We start from the raw sequence: 20,806 nt of genomic DNA, 5'->3' as shown, positions 1-20,806 counted from the left end.
AAGTTAAAGAACTATTGCTAAAGGATTATTATATGTTGTGGCACATTTGTATCATTATTACAGCACTAGTGATCTATACAGTTTTACTTTATGGCTCCAACATATATGGTTCTAGTCGTTCATCTTCTTTATCACCAACACCAAGAAAACTTCTCTACAGTCTATCCTTCACAGTATATGGCAGTGGTTGGATATACCTAGGCATCACTGAAAGTGGTAATACCCATTTATGGGACTTCCTTCCCTTATTTATTGGACCAATTTTTATATTTGTTTTTTTCCATCGTGTTCTCGTTAAAATACTCGTTATCAGCCAACAAGAAAATGTAACCTCCGTCCCAGATTTTATTGCAAAACGTTATGGTAATAGTAAACCTTTAGCAATCATTGTAACTATTCTCTGCCTAGTAGCTTTTATTCCTTATATTACCTTACAACTTAAAGCAACTATTACTATCATTGCTGTATTTTTCGAACAAAGCATAAGTTACTCTTTTACCACCCAACATTATCTGACTTTAATTATTTTACTCATTTTTGCCTTTCTAATTGTTACTATTGCAGGTAAACAAGGAAATATTGTTGAGGGACAATATAAAAGTTTACTTTTTACTTCTACTGTTGGTGCCACATTAAAATTACTTGCTTTTATTAGTGTTGCCATTCTTGCCTGTTATTTACTCTCTTCAGGTATTAACAATACAGGAAAACCAATTAATCTTGAGTTATTTAAAGAAGTTTTTCGAATTCATAAATTAAACCCTGCAGAGCTTATATTACAAACAATGATTATTATGATGGCTATTGTTTGTATTACCTATCTATTTCAAACCGGTGTTACCAAAGCACAAAAGCCAAAAGATTTAGATTCCGCACGTTGGATCTTTTCACTTTATTTACTGATTATGGCTATCTGTGTAGTACCTATCATTATGGCAGGCTATCTACTGCAAAATGATATTGGCGACCAATATTGGCTTATTACCATACCTATGTATGAGTCATCAAACCTACTAATTTTACTTGTTTTATTAGGTGGTTTTTCTGCAACTGTAGGTTCAACCATTATTTGTTGTTTTTCTTTATCAAGAATAATTTCTAATCGTGTATTTTTAAATAGCCAATCATCTTTATCAAATCTCTCTGTTCAACAGCTACAACGATTTCGTTGGATGTGTAGTATCCTTATTCTAGCATTGGCTACGGCCTGTTATCTTTGTCTTTCACCCAATAATAGTTTAAGTGATATTGGATGGATTTCCTTTGCTGGTATTGTTCAACTATCGCCAGCCATGGTAGGGGCACTGTATTGGAAGCCAGCTAATAAACAAGGTGTGCTCGCTGGACTTATAATAGGTGCAGCTATCTGGTGTTATACACTGATGTTGCCTTTACTATTACAAAAAGATATTAGTAATTTTTCTATAAATAGTTTACTTGCATGGTTGCAATACCTTTTACCAATTAAGTTATCCTATATAACTTTCTGCACTGTGCTAGCCTTATTAGTTAATTTTACTATCTTTGTTTTCTTTTCTCTTATCTCTAAAAAACGAGTAACTGAGCATTGGCAAGCAACTAAATTTATTAATCAAAATATTAATATTGATGACAACACCTTAGTAGTGAAACTAGAAGATTTAATTGCACTTACTGCTCGTTTTATTGGTGAACGAAATACTTTAGAGCTGTTTGAAAATTTTGCAGAGAAACAGCAATTATCCTTTGATTTATCTAGTAATGCTGACCCAGAGTGGATCTATTACACAGAACATGTGTTAGCAGAAAGGTTAGGAAGCTCTACTGCCAGAGCAATGGTTAAATCAGCCATTGAAGGCCATGAAATGCAAATGGAAGATGTTTTACTTATTGTAGATGAAGCATCTGAAGTATTGCGTTTCAATCGATCATTATTACAAGGTGCTTTAGAACATATCACACAAGGCATTAGCGTGATAGATAAATCACTACATCTTGTGGCATGGAATCAGCGTTATATTGATTTATTTGATTATCCTGAAGGACTTATCCAAATAGGTAGGCCTATTGGTGATATTATTTACTATAATGCCAAACGAGGTATGTGTGGTACTGATAATTCTGAAGAGGCTGTAGTTTCTCGGTTAAAATGGTTATCTTTTGGTAATCCACATAAATCTGAACGCGTATTCCCTAACGGTCGAGTTATTGAAATCATTGGTAATCCTATGCCTGGTGGTGGATTCGTAACCAGCTTTACAGATATTACCGCTTATCGACAAGCAGAGCGTACATTACAAGAAATTAATGAACACTTAGAACAACGTGTTAATAAACGCACTAAAGAATTATCCAAATTAAACACAGCACTTATTAAAGCAAAAAGTAATGCAGAACAAGCCAATGAATCCAAAACCCGCTTTCTAGCGGCTGTAAGCCATGACTTAATGCAACCATTAAATGCTGCTAGGCTGTTTGCCTCCTCTTTGACACAAGAACATTTACCAGCCACTGCTAAAGAATTAATACATCATTTGGAATCATCACTGCATTCTGCAGAAGAATTAATCTCTGATCTATTGGATATCTCTCGACTAGAAAGTGGGCGTATTACACCAAAGAATGAAACAATTGCATTAAACGATTTGTTTAACACACTCAATACAGAACTATCTGCTTTAGCACCAGAGGATATTACTTTTAAAGTACATCCCTGTAGTTTATTTATAAAAAGTGATAGTAAATTATTAAGACGTATTTTACAAAACTTTCTAACCAATGCTTTCCGTTATGGAGAAGGTAGAATAGTTTTAGGCGCTAGACGCATTAAAGATCATGTGCGGATTGAGGTATGGGATCAAGGTAAAGGTATCCCTGAAGATAAGCAAAAAATTATTTTTGAAGAATTCAAACGGTTAGATAGCCATCAAACACGTGCAGAAAAAGGGCTAGGCTTAGGTCTTGCTATTGCTGATGGTTTTTGTAAACTACTTGATCATCCAATTACTGTTCGTTCATGGCTAGAGAAAGGTACTGTTTTCAGTGTCACTGTGCCTATTGAAGACACTCCCTTAATGCTTGACACAGCACAAATTGATGAAATATTAGCGCCTGCTGTAGCTAACAAGCCAAAACCATCAGCAGTCGCTGTATTATGTGTAGACAATGAGGATACTATTTTAACGGGCATGAAAACGTTATTGTCTCGTTGGAACTGCATAGTTAAAACAGCTCGTAATCAACAAGAATGTGAAGAAATATTAACTAGTGGCTTTAAACCTCAATTATTATTAGTTGACTACCATTTAGACCATGGTTATATAGGCACAGACCTAATAAAATTGCTTCGTGAACAATTAAATAATCCTAAACTACCCGCTATTATCATCAGTGCAGATAACTCACAAGAACTGGCTGATGAGCTACAAATGGCAGGGCTGGATTTCATTAAGAAACCACTTAAGCCTGCTCAATTAAGAGCGCTTATTAGCCTACATGTAAACTTAAAATAATAAAAAAGGCATGTATAAAACATGCCTTTTTATTACTTATACATTCTTAAATTAAGATTTAGGAAAAGCTAAGCGTCTTACATTGGCAATATTCTCAACAATACGAATAACTTGTGAGCTATATCCGTACTCATTGTCATACCATACATAAAGAACAGCATGATTATCAGTACAAATAGTTGCTGCAGCATCAACAATACCTGCATGACGTGAGCCCACAAAATCACTAGAAACTACTTCTGTTGAATCAATAAAATCTATTTGTCTATGTAATTTAGAGTGTAATGCAACATCTCTTAAGAAGTCATTTAACTCTTCTCTAGAGGTTGATTTACCAAGATTTAAATTAAGAATAGCGAGTGATACATTAGGTGTTGGTACACGAATCGCATTACCTGTTAACTTGCCTGCTAATTCAGGTAGCGCTTTAGCTGCTGCTGTTGCTGCACCTGTTTCCGTAATTACCATATTTAATGGTGCACTACGTCCACGACGGCTTCCTTTGTGGAAGTTATCAATCAAATTCTGGTCATTAGTGTATGAGTGGACGGTTTCTACATGACCATTCTCAATACCAAATTGATCATTAATTACTTTTAATACAGGTACAATGGCATTAGTAGTACAAGAGGCAGCAGAAAGAATCTTATCATCTTTGGTAATTAAACTATCATTTACACCATAAACGATATTCTTTAATTTACCTTTACCAGGTGCCGTTAGAATAACACGTGACACACCTTTACATTTTAAGTGTTGGCTCAAACCTTCTTCATCACGCCATTTACCAGTATTATCAATAACAATCGCATTGTTAATACCATATTGGGTATAATCTACTGTACTAGGCTCGCTTGAGTAGATGACCTGTACTAGATTACCATTAATTGATAATGTATTATTTTCTTCGTTAACTAACACGGTACCATTGAAAGCACCATGCACAGAGTCACGTCGTAATAGATTGGCACGCTTCTCTAAATCATCATCTGAGCCCTTACGTACGACAATAGCACGTAATCTCAAACCATCACCACTACCTGTTCTTTCAATCATAATGCGCGCAAGCAAGCGTCCAATACGACCAAAGCCGTAAAGCACAATATCCGTACCACAATCTGTTTGTTTATCAGCTGGCTTATCTATGATATCGGCCAACTCTTTGCGTAAGAACTGTTCTGGTGTTAATGATTGCTCTTCACGGTACTTGACAGCTAACTTACCAAGATCAATAGAAGCAGAACCTAAATTAAGCTCTGTCATGATTTTTAATAAAGGATAAGTTTCTTTTACAGAAAGTTCTGCTTCACTACCAAAACGATAATGGGTGGCGGCATGAGTTTGTAAAATAGAGACAACAGACTGATTGATTAGGCTAAAACCATAAATTGATGTAACAACATGATTATTACGATACAGCTGACCTACTAGCGGGATCATTGTTTCAGCTAACGCTTCACGATCCGTCCAATCAGTAAGACATTGTTGTGATGTTTGAGACACTAGGCACCTTCCATTTGTTGATTAGAGGATAAATGGTTGCCCTATTATGCCAAAAATAAGGCCATTCCATCAATGAAAAGGAATGGCCTTTACTAGGAAATTTAAATAATCCAAATAATCCAAATCACAAAGGCCAGTAATAACCACTGTTCAAGGTAATAACGGAAACGGTTTCTTTTCTTTAATTCTTTTCCACGCTCACGAATTTTATAAAGAAAACCAAAAGCTTTATTAATACCACCTAGTTTATCACCATCTTCATTAGGAGAAGCAGCAGCTCCTACTACATTTTTACCTACCCAATGATTAAATTTGGTTGCCCATTTATATTTTAAAGGCCGATCCATATCACAGAAGAAAATTAAACGGCGATGATCTGTCATATTTTCAGCATGATGAATATACGTTTCATCAAAAATAACACCTTCACCATCACGCCATGAATATCGCTCACCATCTACTTCAATAAAACATCTATCATCATTAGGTGTATCAAGTCCTAAATGATAACGAAGAGAACCCGAATAAGGGTCACGATGCGTTACTAAACGTGCTCCTGGTGGTAACTCAGTAAACATAGCGGCTTTAACGGTTGGAATATCTTTCACTAACGCTGTAGTAAAAGGACATAACTCCATAGCTGAAGGATGGCTATCGCCATACCATTTTAAATAAAAACGCTTCCAGCCCTTGCGGAAAAAAGAGTTAAAACCTGCATCATCGAGCTTATCAGAACCTTTTACTTTACCAGCCTCTAATAAACGTTCACCTTCTTCTTTAATTTTCTGCCAATTTTCCTCAAAAACCTTTAATTCAGGATAAATATCTGTTGAATAATACGGTTGACTAGGTAATTTAGAAGTTAAATAAATAATAGAATTTAGTGGTGCTAAGAAAGTTGAATGATCTTTTATTTGGCGAGACCATTTATGACGAACACGACCACGATAATGAACAAATAGAACACTAGCTATTAACAATCCTACAATGATAATTTTCAATTGCTGTACCCACCTACTATTCTAATCAAAATATAATAAGCTACTTCTATAATACTTTAAATAAAACATTATACTAATAGCGAATAGTTTGTCCCCTAATTCCCTCAAATAGAACGACAAATACCTGTTAAATAATATGTGATTCTTTAGCTAATGCATTAAAAATAACAAGCTGTTTAGAAAAATCACCATATTGCTCTTTATCCGCATAGTAATTTGACTGATGTTCTGCTACATATTTAGCTATTTCTATTAGTTTTGGATAAATTTCTTTCACATCCATAGGGCTGATATGTAATTTATTTTCTAATAAAGTAAACAAACCTGCTGCTGCTAGTGCTCGATTCTCTGGTTGTAAGCCTGGTAATCTCTCTACTTGCAACACATAATCAGCAAAAACACTGGCATAATAATGAAAAACCTTTGGAGGCATAAAATGTAGTCCATCTACACAACGATCTATTGACTCCACAAAAACCGACTTTAAACTTTCTGCATCTTTCCCTGCGTATAAATCATATGCTTCTTGACAGTCTAGTTCCGTTTGATAATCAGCCCAATCAGCCTCTGTTGGTATGGTAGTGTTAATCACTATTACATCCTCAATCAATTAAATTATTACTAAACACGATATTAATTAAAATTTATTACTTGTTCACAGGCGTAAATCAATGATAAAACTAAACATCCAATAAAAAAGTTACTGGACCATTATTTATCAAATGAATTTGCATATTAGCACCAAAACAACCTGTTGCAACAGGTGTATATTTCTGTTTTGCTTGTACTAATAAATAATTAAATAATTCCTCTCCTAAAGCAGGAGAGGCTGCGGTAGAAAAACTGGGGCGTAATCCACTTTTAGTGTCTGCAACTAGAGTGAATTGTGATACCAACAACAATCCACCATTAATATCTGCCAATGAACGATTCATCTTATCATTTTCATCAGTAAAGATACGATAGTTTAATAACTTATGTAGCAGCTTATCAGCTTTTGCTGGTGTATCATCTGGTTCAATTCCTACTAATGCAAGAATACCGATACCAATTTCACCTATTGTTTTATCTTCTACTGCCACACGGGCTTCAGTTACTCGTTGAATTAAAGCCTTCACTCACTTATCCCTTATTTTTCAGTTAATAGCTTTTCAGCCATAGCATGTGTAGCTTTTACTAAGGCATCCACTGTACCCACCTCAAATGCTGAATGGCCTGACTCACGAATAATATTAAGCTCACTATTTGGCCATAACTTATGAAGTTGCCAAGCATTATCGAGGGGACAAATCACATCGTAACGACCATGAACTATAATACTTGGAATATGGGCTATTTTGTCCATATCACGCAGTAATTGATTAGGTTCTAAAAAAGCATTATTTATAAAATAATGGCATTCTATACGAGCCATAGCTAAGGCTTTTTTAGTTTCCAGAAAACTTTGTGTAATTTTAGGATTAGGCGCTAAAGTAATAGTACTTCCCTCCCAACCTGACCAAGCTCGTGCAGCATTTAATTGAGCAATCTCATCAGTACCCGTTAAACGCTTATAAAAAGCTTGTACTAAATCACCACGTTCCACTTCTGGAATAGGTGCAATATAATCTTCCCAATAATCTGGGAATAAATAACTAGCACCTTTTTGATAAAACCATTCAATCTCAGTTGGTCTGCATAAAAAGATGCCCCGTAAAATCAATCCTAAGACTCTTTCAGGATGCGTTTGTGCATAAGCTAATGCTAAGGTAGAACCCCACGAACCACCAAACACTACCCACTTATCAATAGCTAACTCTTTACGAATAAGCTCAATATCTGCCACTAAATCCCAAGTCGTATTATTTTCCAAAGAGGCATAGGGTGTTGAACGACCACAGCCACGTTGATCAAACGTAATTATTCGATAAATAGTGGGATCAAAAAAACGGGCACTATTTTCATCACATCCACCGCCAGGTCCGCCATGTAAAAATAACACTGGCAGACCTGTCATAGAACCACTCTCCTCAATATATAGTACATGAGGTGATTGCACAGCTAACTTATGTGTAGCATAAGGCTTTATCTCTGGAAACAGTGGCTGCATGATTTTTATTGATCCCTTATCAAATTTTACTGCGCTAAATATTTATCAATAGCTACTTTTCCATCTTCACCATTAGTACTTTTAATACCTACAAGCCATTGTTTAAGCACTTCAGGATGTTTTTTCAAATACTCTTTAGCTGCTTTTTTAGCAGGTACTTTATTTTCTAAAATTTCTGTCATTAATTCACTTTCCATTTCCACTGTAAAACGAATTTGGCTAATTAAATTAGCTTCTGCTGGGCAACGTTTTTGAAACTCAGGAGAAATAATAGTAAATACTTTAGCACTACCATAATTAGGACCAAACACCTCATCTCCATCAGCTAAATATTTCAACTCAACCTGACTGTTCATCGGGTGTGGTTCCCAAGCTAAAAACACTATAGGTTTGTTGGCTTTTACTGCTCGTTTAACTTGGCTAATCATAGCTGCTTCACTAGACTCTCTTAACTTAAAATCACTTAAATTAAATAAGTTATCCTTGATCATCTTTTGAATTAACAAATTACCGTCATTACCTGCTTCAATACCATATATTTGCGCGTTTAAATCCTTTTTAAATTTGGCAATATCTTTAAATGATTGCAAGCCTGCCTCATAAGTATAAGCAGGTACGGCTAATGTGTATTTAGCCCCTTCCAAGTTGGCTTTTTCAGGAATAATGATTGTCTTATCTTTAACAAAAGGCGCTGCAATACCATCCATTGAGGGAGACCAATAACCTAAAAAAGCATCAACCTTACCCTTAGCAACACTAGTAAAAGCAATGGGAACAGAAATAATAGGAGCACTAACCTCATAACCAAGCCCCTCAGCAACCACTGAAACCATAGCAGTAGTAGCACTAATATCAGCCCAACCTGTTTCAGCTAATTTAATATTTTGACAAGCCAAAATATCTTCTACTGGCTCATCTGCCCAACTTACTAAACTTGTTGCTAACCCTAATAATCCTACACATATTATTTTACTGAGCTTATTCATTCTCTCTCCCCTGCTATCGCAGCAACTTAGTTAATGCTAAAACAACCATACTATGATTTTAGGTAAATAGCAAAATGGTCTGTATTAATTTAATATATACTTTAGACCATCAATCTTGTATTTTACTCTATTACTCTTAATAAACTGTGCTAATACTATGATCCATAATACCCCACCCTCAAGACCTATTGTCCTTTGTTTATCTGGCCACGACCCTAGTGGTGGAGCAGGTATTCAAGCTGATATTGAAGCTATTTTGGCACAAAACTGCCATGCTGCTCCCACCGTAACAGCCCTCACTGTACAAAATACAGTTGATGTTACTGATTTTAGAGTATTAGACAGAGAATGGGTATTGGCACAAGCCAACGCTGTGTTACAAGATATGCCAGTTTCCTCTATTAAACTTGGTATGTTAGGTAATATGGAGATGGTTGACACTATTATTGAAATAGCCAACCAAAATCCTCACTTACCATTGGTATGTGACCCCGTATTAAGAGCTGGTGGTGGTGGTACCTTAGGTAAAGGTGATATCGCTTATGCTATTCGCGAAAAACTATTCCCACTGGCGACTATCAGTACTCCTAATTTACCTGAAGCGCGTATTTTAGCGGAACTGCCTGCAGGCTCAGCAGATGAATGTGCAGAAAAATTATTAAAATACTGCAAACATTTACTGATTAAAGGCGGCCATGAGTCAGACCCTGTAATCTCTAATCGCCTCTATACTCAGCAGGGCGAAAAACATATTTTTACCTGTGCACGCTTACCAGGCAACTATCATGGTTCAGGTTGTACGCTAGCAAGTGCATTAGCAGGACGCTTGGCACTAGGAGAAGAACTAATCAGTGCAGTAAAATCTGCCCTTGATTATACGTGGCGAACACTACGGGATGCAGAAGCACCTGGCCATGGACAGTATATTCCCCGTCGTTTGCCGCTGGATTTCTGTTCATGATATTAGCAGGGCTCTATGGAATTACTGATAATAAGTTATTAGCTGATGGTCGCTTACTACCCTATGTAGAGGCTGCACTACAAGGCGGTATGAAAGTTTTACAATATCGTGATAAAACTCAAGATACACACCGCCGTTACCAAGAGGCAAGCGCTTTACTGACACTATGTAAGCAATATCAAGCTCAGTTAATTATTAACGATGATGTACTACTCGCGAAAGAGCTAGGTGCAGGTGTGCATTTAGGACAAGAAGACGGTTCTATCCAAAAAGCGAGAGAGCTACTTGGCAATACAGCTATTATAGGTGCAACTTGCCATGGCAGTATAGCATTAGCTCAACAAGCAAAAACAGAAGGTGCTAGTTATTTAGCTTTTGGTCGCTTCTTTGCTTCTAAAACAAAACCAAATGCTAAACCTGCTGATATTAGTGTAATTGAACAGGCAAAAACTTTAGATTTACCTATTTGTGTTATAGGGGGTATTACTTTACAAAATGCCCCTATTTTACTTAAACAAGGTGCTAATTTATTGGCTGTTGTTAATGAACTCTTTGCTGTCGAGTCGACCAAACAAGTTAAAGCCATAGCTGAACAATTTGTCCAGCTTATAAACTATTCAAATTAAAGGCTAGCCCCCTGTTAGCATTTTTTCTGCATGAGCTAAGGACTCTTTGGTTAAATCAACACCGCCTAACATTCTTGCTAACTCTTCTATTCTTTGTTGTTTATCCAGTGCTGTTACTGCTGTTTGAGTAGAGTTTTTAGTACGCTCTTTATGTACAAATAAATGATGATGCCCTTGTGCAGCTACCTGTGGTAAATGGGTTACTGTTAACACCTGCCCTTGTTCACCTAGTTTTCGTAATAACTTGCCTACAATCTCTGCTGTAGGCCCACCAATGCCCACATCCACTTCATCAAAAACTAATGTTGAAACTCGGGATGTTTGAGCAGTAATTACTTGAATGGCAAGACTAATTCTTGACAACTCGCCACCAGAAGCCACTTTATTTAAAGGCCGTACAGGTTGCCCAGGGTTACCACTTACCAAAAACTCTATTGTTTCTAAGCCATGCAATTGTGGTTCAGAAGTATTTATGGTTGTTAGTTCTATGGTAAATTGCCCTCCTGGCATACCTAATGTTTGCATTTCTTGCTGTACAGCTTTTGCCAATTTTGCTGCTGCTTTTTTACGTAGTGCAGATAGTTTTTCAGCGGCTTGCTGATAGTCTTTGGCTAATTGTTCTAATGTATTAGCTAATTCCTCTAACTTTTCATCACCTGCTTCAATATTGGCTAATTCATCCTGCAATCTCTGAGTAAGCTCAACCAACTCTGTAGGTTGTAAATGATGTTTTCTTGCTAGACTATAAATGGCATCTAGCCGATCCTCTACTTGTTGTTGGCGTAGTGGATCTATATCAAAGTGGTCTACAAAATGATTAATCTCAGCAATCGCTTCTTCTAATTGAATCTGTGCATTACTTAATAAACTAGTAGCATCTGCTAATCCTTCTACAGGTTCTTTAAAACCAGTTAAACGCCGCACACTCATGCTAAGTGCAGATAAAATATTGGCCTCATCATTACTACAAGTATCTAAAACTTGCTGGCAGGCGCTTAAAATAGTATCTGCTTGACTTAGATTTCTTTGTTCTGCTTCCAGTTGCTCTACTTCATTATCAGCTAAAGCCAGTTTTTCTAACTCCTCAAGTTGATAACTTAATAATTGTTGTTTTGCCTGTTGCTCTTCACTATTACTGGATAATCTTTGTAGTGTTTGCTGTGTTTGTTTCCATTGTTGGGCAAGTTGCTTAACTTGTTCAGCTAATGCTCGACTACCTGCATAATCATCTAATAAATGACGATGTGTTTCTAATTTTAACAACGACTGGTGTTCATGCTGACTATGAATATCTATCAGTAATTCACCTAGCAATTTGAGATGGGATAAAGGACAAGGCGTACCATTAATATAACCACGTGAACGACCATCTTGATTAATTACGCGACGTAATATACAAATATCATCACTTACAAGATCGTGGTCAATCAACCACTGTTTAGCTTCTGGAATATTGGTTAGCTCAAAACTAGCTAAAATATCTGCTTTATCTGCACCTTGTCTAACCACACTGTTATCACAACGATCACCCAAAGCTAAGCCTAGTGCATCTAACATAATAGACTTACCAGCCCCTGTTTCCCCTGTAATCACTGTCATTCCAGATGACAAATCAAGATCCAGATGATCGACAATGGCATAATTTTTAATAGACAAATGCACTAGCATGAATAATTAACCTATAGATAATGCTATAAATACACTAAATGACTATTATAAGCTATTAGTCAACAAAACGTGATCCATAGCCCATTATTCTTTAGTAAATGTTAAAATAATAACAGTGATTAAATAGATGAGTATTATTTGTGAAAAAATTTAAGGGTAAATTAGCGGTTGGCTTTCTTCGTTTATTAGCCTTATTACCTTGGGGTGGCATACAAAAAGTAGGGGGTTTTGTTGGCTATCTTATGTGGATATTCCCAAACCGTTCAAAGCAAGTGGCCTTAATTAATTTAGCAAAATGTTTTCCTAAACTTTCAGCAATAGAAATAGAAAAACTCGCTAAACAAACCTTAATTAACCAAGGTAAAACAATGGCCGAAAGTGCTTGTGCATGGTGTTGGCCTCCAGAAAAAACCCTTAAATATATTAAACAAGTTGAAGGACTAGATGTTTTACTAAACGCTATTAATTCAGGTAAAGGCGCGGTTGGTATTACTAGCCATTTAGGTAATTGGGAAATACTTAATCATTTTTACTCTAGTTATTGTAATCCTATTATTTTTTATCGCCCACCTAAATTAAAAGAGCTTGATGAGTTTTTAAAAAAACGTCGTGTACAAATGGGAAATAGAGTAGCCCCCTCCACCAAAGAAGGTATTTTAAGTGTTATCAAAGAAATCCGTAAAGGCGGCTGTGCCGGTATTCCAGCTGATCCAGAACCCTCTAGATCATCCGGTGTATTTGTACCCTTTTTTGCTACTCAAGTGCTTACCAGTAAGTTTGTACCTAGTATGGTTACAGGTAAAAAAGCAGTTGCGTTCGTAGGACATGCTATTCGTTTAGAAGATGGTTCAGGTTATAAGGTTATTTTTGAAAATGTACCTGAAGAAATTTACAGTAAAGATACAGATGAAAGTGTAGCTGTTATGGGACAAATTATTGAAGGCTGTGTGAAGAGATGGCCTACCCAATATATGTGGAGTATGAAACGTTTTAAACAACGTCCAGAGGGAGAGGATCGCTGGTATTAATTAAATCTAGCACTTTTTAATGTAATTAATATATTGTTTATAAAAGACTTTATAAAATGTTAGCATTAAGTCTCATAGTAATAATACTATTCATATTACCTATAATTACTACTGATCATTCAACCTATAAGGTATTATCATGTCTTTAACTGATATTATTTCACAATACACCAAACTAGCCGGCTCACTTTCCTCTAATAATGATGCAGGTGGTTTACTAGGTATGGCAAAAAGCCTGCTTGGTAATGAGGTTTCTGGCAATCTTATTCAGAAATTTTTAGGCAATCTTTCACCTGATATTATCCAAAAGCTATCTGCCCTAAAAGCACTAGGTAGCAATGAAACTAGTAATCCTGATTCATCAGAAAACTTTATTGCTATGTTTAAGCAGTTAGCTGGCCAATTTGCTGCAAAAGATACCGACCAGCAAGTTTCAGAATTAGCCAAACCTGATAATGCTAACCTTGTAGCTAAAGCATTAGATATGGCTAAAGGATTTGGTATTAATTTAGATAAATTTATTTAATAGTTATCGAGAGGGTATATTTTATACCCTCTAAACCTAATTCTTTTTAGGTTTTTGCCAGTCATCTTTTTGTATTTGACGAGCACGACCAATCGCTAAAGAGTTAGGTGCCACATCTTTAGTAATAGTTGAGCCGGCTGCTGTTGTAGCTGCATCACCAATAACTACTGGGGCAACCAGTGAGTTATTAGAACCAATAAATACTTCATCACCTAAAACCGTTTTGTATTTATTAACTCCATCATAGTTACAAGTAATCGTACCAGCTCCTATATTACAATAACTACCAACCTCTGTATCACCTAAATAAGTTAGATGACCTACTTTGGAGTATTCTCCTAAAGAGGTATTTTTTAACTCCACAAAATTCCCTACGTGAGCTTTTCTATGCAATATTGTACCTGGACGTATACGGGCAAAAGGACCTGCATCACTTTCTTCTTCTAAGATAGCACCTTCTATATGGCTATTTGGCTTAACAATCACACCTTCCTTTAAAGTAGTATTTTTAATAATACAGTTAGCCCCAATAGTTACACCATCTTCAATAACTACTTTGCCTTCTAAAATAACATTAATATCAATTTCAATATCAGAACCTACTTCCACTTCTCCCCGTAAATCAAAACGGCTAGGATCAAGTAAGGTAACACCCTTTTTCATTAATATTTGAGCTAATTTCAGTTGGTAATATCGCTCTAGTTGTGCTAATTGAACACGATCATTAGCCCCCTGTACTTCCATTTCTGTTTCGGGCTGTGTGGTCGCTATAGTAAAACCATCATTAACTGCCATGGCAATAATATCAGTTAAATAATACTCACCTTGCGCATTTTGATTGGATAATTTTGCCAACCATTTTTTTAATGGTTCAGTAGATAATGCTAGAATACCTGTATTACCTTCTTTAATCTGTTTTTGCTGCTCAGTAGCATCTTTTTGCTCAACAATGGCTATAACACTTCCCTGCTCATTACGAATAATACGACCATAACCTGTAGGATTAGCTAGATTAACAGTTAATAAACCCAAAAATAACGGTTGTATAAATTTAATTAAGCTTTCTAGTGTATTTGTTTCAATTAATGGCACATCGCCATACAGTATTAATACCTTTTCACTTTCCACAAAAGGTATCGCAGCGGCTACTGCATGCCCTGTTCCCAATTGCTGTTCTTGTAAGACAAAATGTATATCATCTGCTGTAAATAATTCTTTTACTTGTTCAGCACCATGACCAATAACCACATGTATTTTTTGAGGTTTTAATCTTCTAGCACTATCAATCACGTGCCCTAGCATAGTTTTACTTGCTATTTTATGTAAAACTTTAGGGAGTGTTGAACACATGCGAGTACCTTTACCCGCTGCAAGAATAATCACTTCTAATGACATAATTAATACCCCAAAAAACAAAGGGCAGCCTAAGCCACCCCTTTTTATAAATTAAATCACTTACCCAACAATTATTTAAACTTTTTTCTAAGTTCAGTAATTGTCCGTAATTGTGCTGCTGCCTGCGCAAGACTAGAAGCTGTTTTACTGTAGTCTTGGTGAGATGTTTTATCATTCAACTCATGTTCAGCACTAATCATGGCAGCTTTTGCTGCGGCTTCGTCAAGGTCTTCTGCACGAATACCTGTATCAGCTAGTACCACTACTTCTAATGGCTGAACTTCTAAAAACCCACCAGAGATATAGAAAATCTCTTCTGAATCATCTTCTTTAACAACACGCACAGGGCCTGGTAACAAACTAGTTAATAGCGGCGCATGATTAGGTAATATACCTAGATCACCCATACTACCATGAGCTACCACGCGTTTAACAGTACCAGTAAATAATGATTCTTCTGCACTGACTATGCTACATTTAATCATTGCCATATCTATATTACCCTCTACTTTATGCCCATAATAACATTATGGGCACACCCATTATAGGGTCTTAGCCTTTTCAATGACTTCGTCGATAGTACCTACCATATAGAATGCTTGCTCTGGTAAGTGATCATAATCGCCATTTAAAATGCCTTTGAAAGCACGAATTGTTTCTTTAAGAGGTACATATTTACCTGGCGAACCAGTAAATACTTCCGCTACGAAGAATGGTTGAGATAAGAAACGTTGCATTTTACGAGCACGAGCTACTAGTTGCTTATCAGCTTCTGATAACTCATCCATACCTAAAATAGCAATAATATCTTTTAACTCTTTATAACGTTGCAATACATATTGTACACCACGTGCCACTTCATAATGCTCTTGACCAATTACATGTGGATCAAGCTGACGAGATGTAGAATCTAGTGGATCAACTGCAGGGTAAATACCTAACGATGCAATATCACGCGATAATACTACGGTCGCATCTAAGTGAGCGAAAGTAGTTGCTGGTGATGGGTCAGTTAAGTCATCCGCAGGAACATATACTGCTTGAATAGAGGTAATAGAACCTTTCTTAGTAGTAGTAATACGTTCTTGTAATACACCCATTTCTTCAGCTAGGGTTGGTTGATAACCTACCGCCGATGGCATACGGCCTAAAAGCGCTGATACTTCAGTACCTGCTAGGGTGTAACGATAAATATTATCGATAAATAATAATACATCACGACCTTCATCACGGAATTTTTCTGCAATGGTTAAGCCTGTTAACGCTACACGTAGACGGTTTCCTGGAGGCTCGTTCATTTGTCCATAAACAAGAGCAACTTTATCAAGAACGCTTGATTCTTTCATTTCATGATAGAAGTCATTACCTTCACGAGTACGCTCACCCACACCTGCGAATACAGAGAAGCCACTGTGTTCCATCGCAATATTACGGATAAGTTCCATCATGTTAACGGTTTTACCAACACCAGCACCACCGAATAGACCTACTTTACCCCCTCTAGCAAAAGGACAAATCAAGTCGATTACCTTGATACCTGTTTCTAATAAGTCATTACCGCCTGCTTGCTCTTCAAACGAAGGAGCTTCACGATGGATACTCCAACGTTCTTCTTCACCAATAGGACCGGCTTCATCAATAGGATTACCTAATACGTCCATAATTCGACCTAAGGTTTTTACACCTACGGGTACAGAAATAGGAGCACCTGTATTAGCTACATCAAGACCACGCCTTAGACCTTCAGTAGATCCCATTGCAATGGAACGGACAACACCATCACCTAATTGTTGTTGAACTTCCAGCGTTGTCTCAACGCCTTGTACTTTTAATGCGTCATAAACTTTAGGTACATTGTCACGTGGAAACTCCACATCAATAACAGCACCGATAATTTGAATGATACGTCCGCTACTCATAGCTGGATATCCTCTGAATTTATAAACCTTTCTTACGATACAGCAGCTGCACCGCCAACAATTTCGGAAATTTCTTGGGTAATGGCCGCCTGACGAGCCTTATTGTAAATTAACTGCAATTCACCAATAAGATCTTCGGCATTATTAGTCGCATTCTGCATCGCAATCATACGCGCTGCTTGCTCTGCTGCCCCATTTTCCACCACCGCTTGATACACTAATGACTCAATATAGCGAATTAACAATGTATCAAGTAATTCTTGCGCATTGGGTTCATAAATATAATCCCAATTACGTTCAACCATCTTCTGATGTTCAACAGCATCATCTTTCGCCGTTGAAGTAGTTGGCAATGGTAATAGTTGTAATAATCTTGGCTTCTGAGTCATGGTATTAACAAACTCATTACCTACTAAATACACTCTATCTAAACGCCCTTCATCAAAGGCATCTAACATTACCTTAACACCGCCTACTAATTCTTTAATAGAAGCTTGCTCACTAATATTAGTTATTGCTGCAGTGACTTTTGCTCCAAAATGATGGAAAAAACTAATGCCTTTTGATCCCACCACACAAAGCTCAACTTCAACACCTTCATCATTCCATTTTTTGTAATCTTTGATTACTTCCTTAAATAAGTTAGTATTCAAACCACCACAAAGACCACGGTCAGTAGAAACAATAATATAACCAACACGCTTAACAGGTCTTTCTGTCATAAAAGGATGACGATACTCAGCTGCATTAGCATTGGCTAAATGAGTAATTACTTGATAAATGCGCTCAGCATAAGGACGACCTGCCGCCATTAGTTGTTGCGCTTTACGCATTTTACTCACTGCTACTTTTTCCATAGCACTGGTAATTTTCTGCGTACTTTTAATACTCGCAATCTTTGTGCGAATTTCTTTTGCGCCTGACATATTACACCTTTAGCATTAGTTAGCAGGTGTTGTTACAACACCTGCATCGTCTTACCAAGTATGGGTAGCTTTAAAGCTCTCAATACCTGCTTTAATCTCAGCATCAATCTCATCGTTAAAGTCACCTTTAACGTTAATTTTTGCCATAAGATCCGCTTTATCTCTGTTGAAGTATTCTAATAATGCTTCTTCAAAAGCACCAATCTTATCTAACCCAATATCTTGCAAATAACCACGTTCTGCCGCATAAAGAGAAACTGACATTTGTGCAACTGAGAATGGAGCATATTGTTTTTGCTTCATTAACTCTGTTACACGTTGACCATGTTCTAATTGCTTACGGGTTGCCTCATCAAGATCAGAAGCGAACTGCGCAAATGCCGCTAACTCACGATATTGAGCAAGTGCAGTACGGATACCACCTGATAATTTTTTGATTATCTTGGTTTGTGCTGCACCACCCACACGAGATACTGAAATACCTGCGTTTACCGCTGGACGAATACCTGAGTTAAATAATGATGCTTCTAGGAAGATCTGACCATCAGTAATTGAAATTACGTTGGTTGGTACAAATGCAGAAACGTCACCTGCTTGCGTTTCAATAATCGGTAAAGCTGTTAAAGAACCCGTTTGGCCTTTTACTTCACCATTAGTGAACTTCTCAACATACTCTTCTGATACACGTGAAGCACGTTCTAATAAACGACTGTGTAAATAGAATACGTCACCAGGATAAGCTTCACGTCCAGGAGGTCGACGTAACAATAATGAAATTTGACGATAAGCTACTGCTTGTTTTGACAAATCATCATAAATAATTAATGCATCTTCACCACGATCACGGAAGAACTCACCCATGGTACAACCAGAATAAGGTGCCAAGTATTGTAATGCAGCAGATTCAGAAGCACTTGCTACTACTACAATAGTATTTTTTAAAGCATCATTTTCTTCTAATTTACGTACCACGTTAGCAATCGTTGATTGTTTTTGACCGATAGCTACATAAACACACTTAATGCCACTATCTTTTTGGTTAATGATCGCATCAACTGCTAAAGCGGTTTTACCAATTTGACGGTCACCAATGATTAACTCACGTTGACCACGACCAATTGGAATCATCGCATCAACAGATTTATAACCTGTTTGTACTGGTTGGTCTACTGACTTACGCCAAATAACACCAGGTGCCACTTTTTCAATAGCATCAGTAGCAGAAGTGCCTAGAGGACCTTTACCATCAATAGGATTACCAAGCGCATCAACAACGCGACCTAATAACTCACGACCGATAGGTACTTCTAAGATACGACCTGTACATTTTGCACTCATGCCTTCAGAAAGGCTTAAGTATTCACCTAATACAACGGCGCCAACAGAGTCTTCTTCCAAGTTAAGTGCCATACCATAAACACCACCTGGAAACTCAATCATTTCACCATACATTACATCAGCAAGACCGTAAATACGTACAATACCATCAGAAACACTAACGATAGTACCTTCATTACGAGCTTGCGTTGAAACATCAAGTTTAGCGATACGCTCCTTGATAATTTCGCTTATTTCAGAAGGATTTAATTGCTGCATGCCATGCCCCTCAAATCAGGAATTCATTGCTTCGGCGAGCTTATCTAGCCGACCGCGAACCGAACTATCTATTACCAAGTCACCTGCACGAATGGTTAATCCACCAATTAATGCAGCATTTACTGTTTGCTTAGCTTTTACTGTTCGCTCAAGCCGCTTTGATAAGGCGGCAGTTATTTTTTGAAGCTGCTCATCAGATAATTCAAAAGCAGTTTCTATCTCTGCATCTACTACACGCTCAGCTTCTAGCTTATAGTCTTTATAAAGTTCACAAATAGTAGGTAATAAAGACAAACGATCATGTTCACCCACTATATGTAAAAAATTACTAAAGGTTTCGTCTATTTTGCCTGCCAATAAATTGGATAATAAATCAGCTTTATGAGCACGCGTTAATGTTGGTTTACCCAGTTCTTGAACAACTACAGGTTGCTCCAAAGCACAAGCAGCCAGTTCTAACATAGTAAACCAAGCGTCAACTTGGTTTGCTGTCTTAGCAAACTCAAAAGCAGCTCTTGCATAAGGTCTGGCAAGCGTATGGGTATTTATCATTGCTTGCTCCGCTTACAGTTTAGAAGCTATTTTATCAACCAGATCACTATGCGCATCAGCATCTACAGAAGACTCTAAAATCTTCTCAGCTCCTTGCACAGCCAAACTTGCTACTTGTGAGCGAAGTTGGTCTCTGGCACGATTTACTTCCAGATCAATTTCAGACCTAGCACTAGCAATTAATTTTTCGCCTTCGGTACGAGCTTGTTGTTTAGACTCTTCTATAATAGATGAAGCTGTTTTATTAGCTTTATCAAGAATGTCTGCTGCTTGCTCTTTACCTTCACGAAGTATTTGCTCTACTTGCTGTTGGACTTCTTGCAATTCGCGCTCAGCACGACCTGCCGCATCCAAACCTTCCGCAATTTTTTTCTTGCGTTCTTGCATAACCTGATTAATAGGAGGCCATACATATTTCATACAAAACAAGACAAAAATAGCGAAGGCAATAGTTTGACCGATTAATGTCAAATTTATATTCATAGCGACTTACCTCATGCTATCCCAGTTGATTTGGCTAGTTTCATTAAATTAAGCAT

19 protein-coding genes are annotated in these 20,806 nt (G+C 37.1%); 5 read left to right on the top strand and 14 right to left on the bottom strand.

The window, feature by feature from the left end; genetic code table 11:
- Positions 1-32: 32 nt before the first annotated feature.
- Complete coding sequence (locus MTZ49_RS04165; RefSeq protein WP_264747133.1) at positions 33-3,491, top strand: PAS domain-containing hybrid sensor histidine kinase/response regulator; 3,459 nt, start codon at positions 33-35, stop codon at positions 3,489-3,491.
- A 51-nt stretch (positions 3,492-3,542) separates the two neighbouring features.
- On the opposite strand, the gene MTZ49_RS04160 is transcribed toward MTZ49_RS04165, so the two are convergent.
- From MTZ49_RS04160 to choX, 6 genes are all read right to left on the bottom strand, one after another.
- Positions 3,543-4,994 carry a glyceraldehyde-3-phosphate dehydrogenase gene (locus MTZ49_RS04160; protein WP_264747132.1) on the bottom strand — a complete coding sequence of 484 codons (1,452 nt, stop codon included), beginning with the start codon at positions 4,992-4,994 and terminating at the stop codon, positions 3,543-3,545.
- A 101-nt stretch (positions 4,995-5,095) separates the two neighbouring features.
- A complete protein-coding gene (locus tag MTZ49_RS04155) occupies positions 5,096-5,995 on the bottom strand; it encodes an aspartyl/asparaginyl beta-hydroxylase domain-containing protein (protein ID WP_264747131.1) in 900 nt (299 codons plus the stop codon).
- Between the two features lie 127 nt (positions 5,996-6,122).
- Entirely contained in the window at positions 6,123-6,587 is a 465-nt protein-coding gene (locus MTZ49_RS04150; protein ID WP_264747130.1) for a hypothetical protein, read from the bottom strand.
- 88 nt (positions 6,588-6,675) lie between these two features.
- Positions 6,676-7,113: a D-aminoacyl-tRNA deacylase gene (gene dtd / locus MTZ49_RS04145; RefSeq protein ID WP_264747129.1), complete on the bottom strand. Its 438-nt coding sequence runs from the start codon at positions 7,111-7,113 to the stop codon at positions 6,676-6,678.
- A gap of 11 nt (positions 7,114-7,124) precedes the next feature.
- On the bottom strand, positions 7,125-8,084 hold the full coding sequence (gene pip / locus MTZ49_RS04140; protein ID WP_264747128.1) for a prolyl aminopeptidase: 960 nt from the start codon (positions 8,082-8,084) through the stop codon (positions 7,125-7,127).
- Positions 8,085-8,110: 26 nt separating this feature from the next.
- Positions 8,111-9,070 (bottom strand): choline ABC transporter substrate-binding protein, encoded by a 960-nt coding sequence (gene choX, locus MTZ49_RS04135; protein ID WP_264747127.1) that lies wholly within the window; start codon positions 9,068-9,070, stop codon positions 8,111-8,113.
- A gap of 157 nt (positions 9,071-9,227) precedes the next feature.
- Between choX and MTZ49_RS04130 the strand changes: the two genes are divergently transcribed.
- The gene (locus tag MTZ49_RS04130; RefSeq protein WP_264747126.1) at positions 9,228-10,031 is read left to right on the top strand and encodes a hydroxymethylpyrimidine/phosphomethylpyrimidine kinase; all 804 of its coding nucleotides are present in this window, start codon (positions 9,228-9,230) and stop codon (positions 10,029-10,031) included.
- Positions 10,028-10,657, top strand: coding sequence for a thiamine phosphate synthase (thiE, locus tag MTZ49_RS04125; protein ID WP_264747125.1), 630 nt, complete (start codon positions 10,028-10,030; stop codon positions 10,655-10,657). Before MTZ49_RS04130 ends, thiE begins: the two co-directional genes overlap by 4 nt.
- A 3-nt stretch (positions 10,658-10,660) precedes the next feature.
- On the opposite strand, the gene recN is transcribed toward thiE, so the two are convergent.
- Positions 10,661-12,325, bottom strand: coding sequence for a DNA repair protein RecN (gene recN / locus MTZ49_RS04120; RefSeq protein WP_264747124.1), 1,665 nt, complete (start codon positions 12,323-12,325; stop codon positions 10,661-10,663).
- Between the two features lie 140 nt (positions 12,326-12,465).
- On the opposite strand from recN, the gene MTZ49_RS04115 reads away from it, so the two are divergent.
- The gene (locus MTZ49_RS04115; protein WP_264747123.1) at positions 12,466-13,353 is read left to right on the top strand and encodes a lysophospholipid acyltransferase; all 888 of its coding nucleotides are present in this window, start codon (positions 12,466-12,468) and stop codon (positions 13,351-13,353) included.
- Between the two features lie 139 nt (positions 13,354-13,492).
- Positions 13,493-13,879, top strand: a complete 387-nt coding sequence (locus MTZ49_RS04110) for a hypothetical protein (RefSeq protein WP_264747122.1) — start codon at positions 13,493-13,495, stop codon at positions 13,877-13,879.
- A gap of 36 nt (positions 13,880-13,915) precedes the next feature.
- Here the strand turns inward: MTZ49_RS04110 and glmU are convergent, their stop codons facing one another.
- The 7 genes from glmU to MTZ49_RS04075 all read right to left on the bottom strand — a co-directional run bounded on the left by glmU (position 13,916) and on the right by MTZ49_RS04075 (position 20,750).
- Positions 13,916-15,274, bottom strand: coding sequence for a bifunctional UDP-N-acetylglucosamine diphosphorylase/glucosamine-1-phosphate N-acetyltransferase GlmU (glmU, locus tag MTZ49_RS04105; protein ID WP_264747121.1), 1,359 nt, complete (start codon positions 15,272-15,274; stop codon positions 13,916-13,918).
- Between the two features lie 71 nt (positions 15,275-15,345).
- Complete coding sequence (locus MTZ49_RS04100; RefSeq protein WP_264747120.1) at positions 15,346-15,765, bottom strand: F0F1 ATP synthase subunit epsilon; 420 nt, start codon at positions 15,763-15,765, stop codon at positions 15,346-15,348.
- Positions 15,766-15,816: 51 nt separating this feature from the next.
- Positions 15,817-17,193, bottom strand: coding sequence for a F0F1 ATP synthase subunit beta (atpD, locus tag MTZ49_RS04095; RefSeq protein ID WP_264747119.1), 1,377 nt, complete (start codon positions 17,191-17,193; stop codon positions 15,817-15,819).
- Between the two features lie 32 nt (positions 17,194-17,225).
- A complete protein-coding gene (atpG, locus tag MTZ49_RS04090; RefSeq protein ID WP_264747118.1) occupies positions 17,226-18,119 on the bottom strand; it encodes a F0F1 ATP synthase subunit gamma in 894 nt (297 codons plus the stop codon).
- Between the two features lie 51 nt (positions 18,120-18,170).
- Positions 18,171-19,715 carry a F0F1 ATP synthase subunit alpha gene (gene atpA / locus MTZ49_RS04085; protein WP_264747117.1) on the bottom strand — a complete coding sequence of 515 codons (1,545 nt, stop codon included), beginning with the start codon at positions 19,713-19,715 and terminating at the stop codon, positions 18,171-18,173.
- Positions 19,716-19,730: 15 nt separating this feature from the next.
- The gene (locus MTZ49_RS04080) at positions 19,731-20,267 is read right to left on the bottom strand and encodes a F0F1 ATP synthase subunit delta (protein ID WP_264747116.1); all 537 of its coding nucleotides are present in this window, start codon (positions 20,265-20,267) and stop codon (positions 19,731-19,733) included.
- 12 nt (positions 20,268-20,279) lie between these two features.
- On the bottom strand, positions 20,280-20,750 hold the full coding sequence (locus tag MTZ49_RS04075) for a F0F1 ATP synthase subunit B (RefSeq protein WP_264747115.1): 471 nt from the start codon (positions 20,748-20,750) through the stop codon (positions 20,280-20,282).
- Between the last annotated feature and the right edge of the window lie 56 nt (positions 20,751-20,806).

The sequence above is a fragment of the Entomomonas sp. E2T0 genome (assembly GCF_025985425.1).
Lineage (GTDB): Bacteria > Pseudomonadota > Gammaproteobacteria > Pseudomonadales > Pseudomonadaceae > Entomomonas.
The sequence above is the reverse complement of the archived record's forward strand: the minus strand, read 5'-3'. Positions and strand labels throughout refer to the sequence as shown.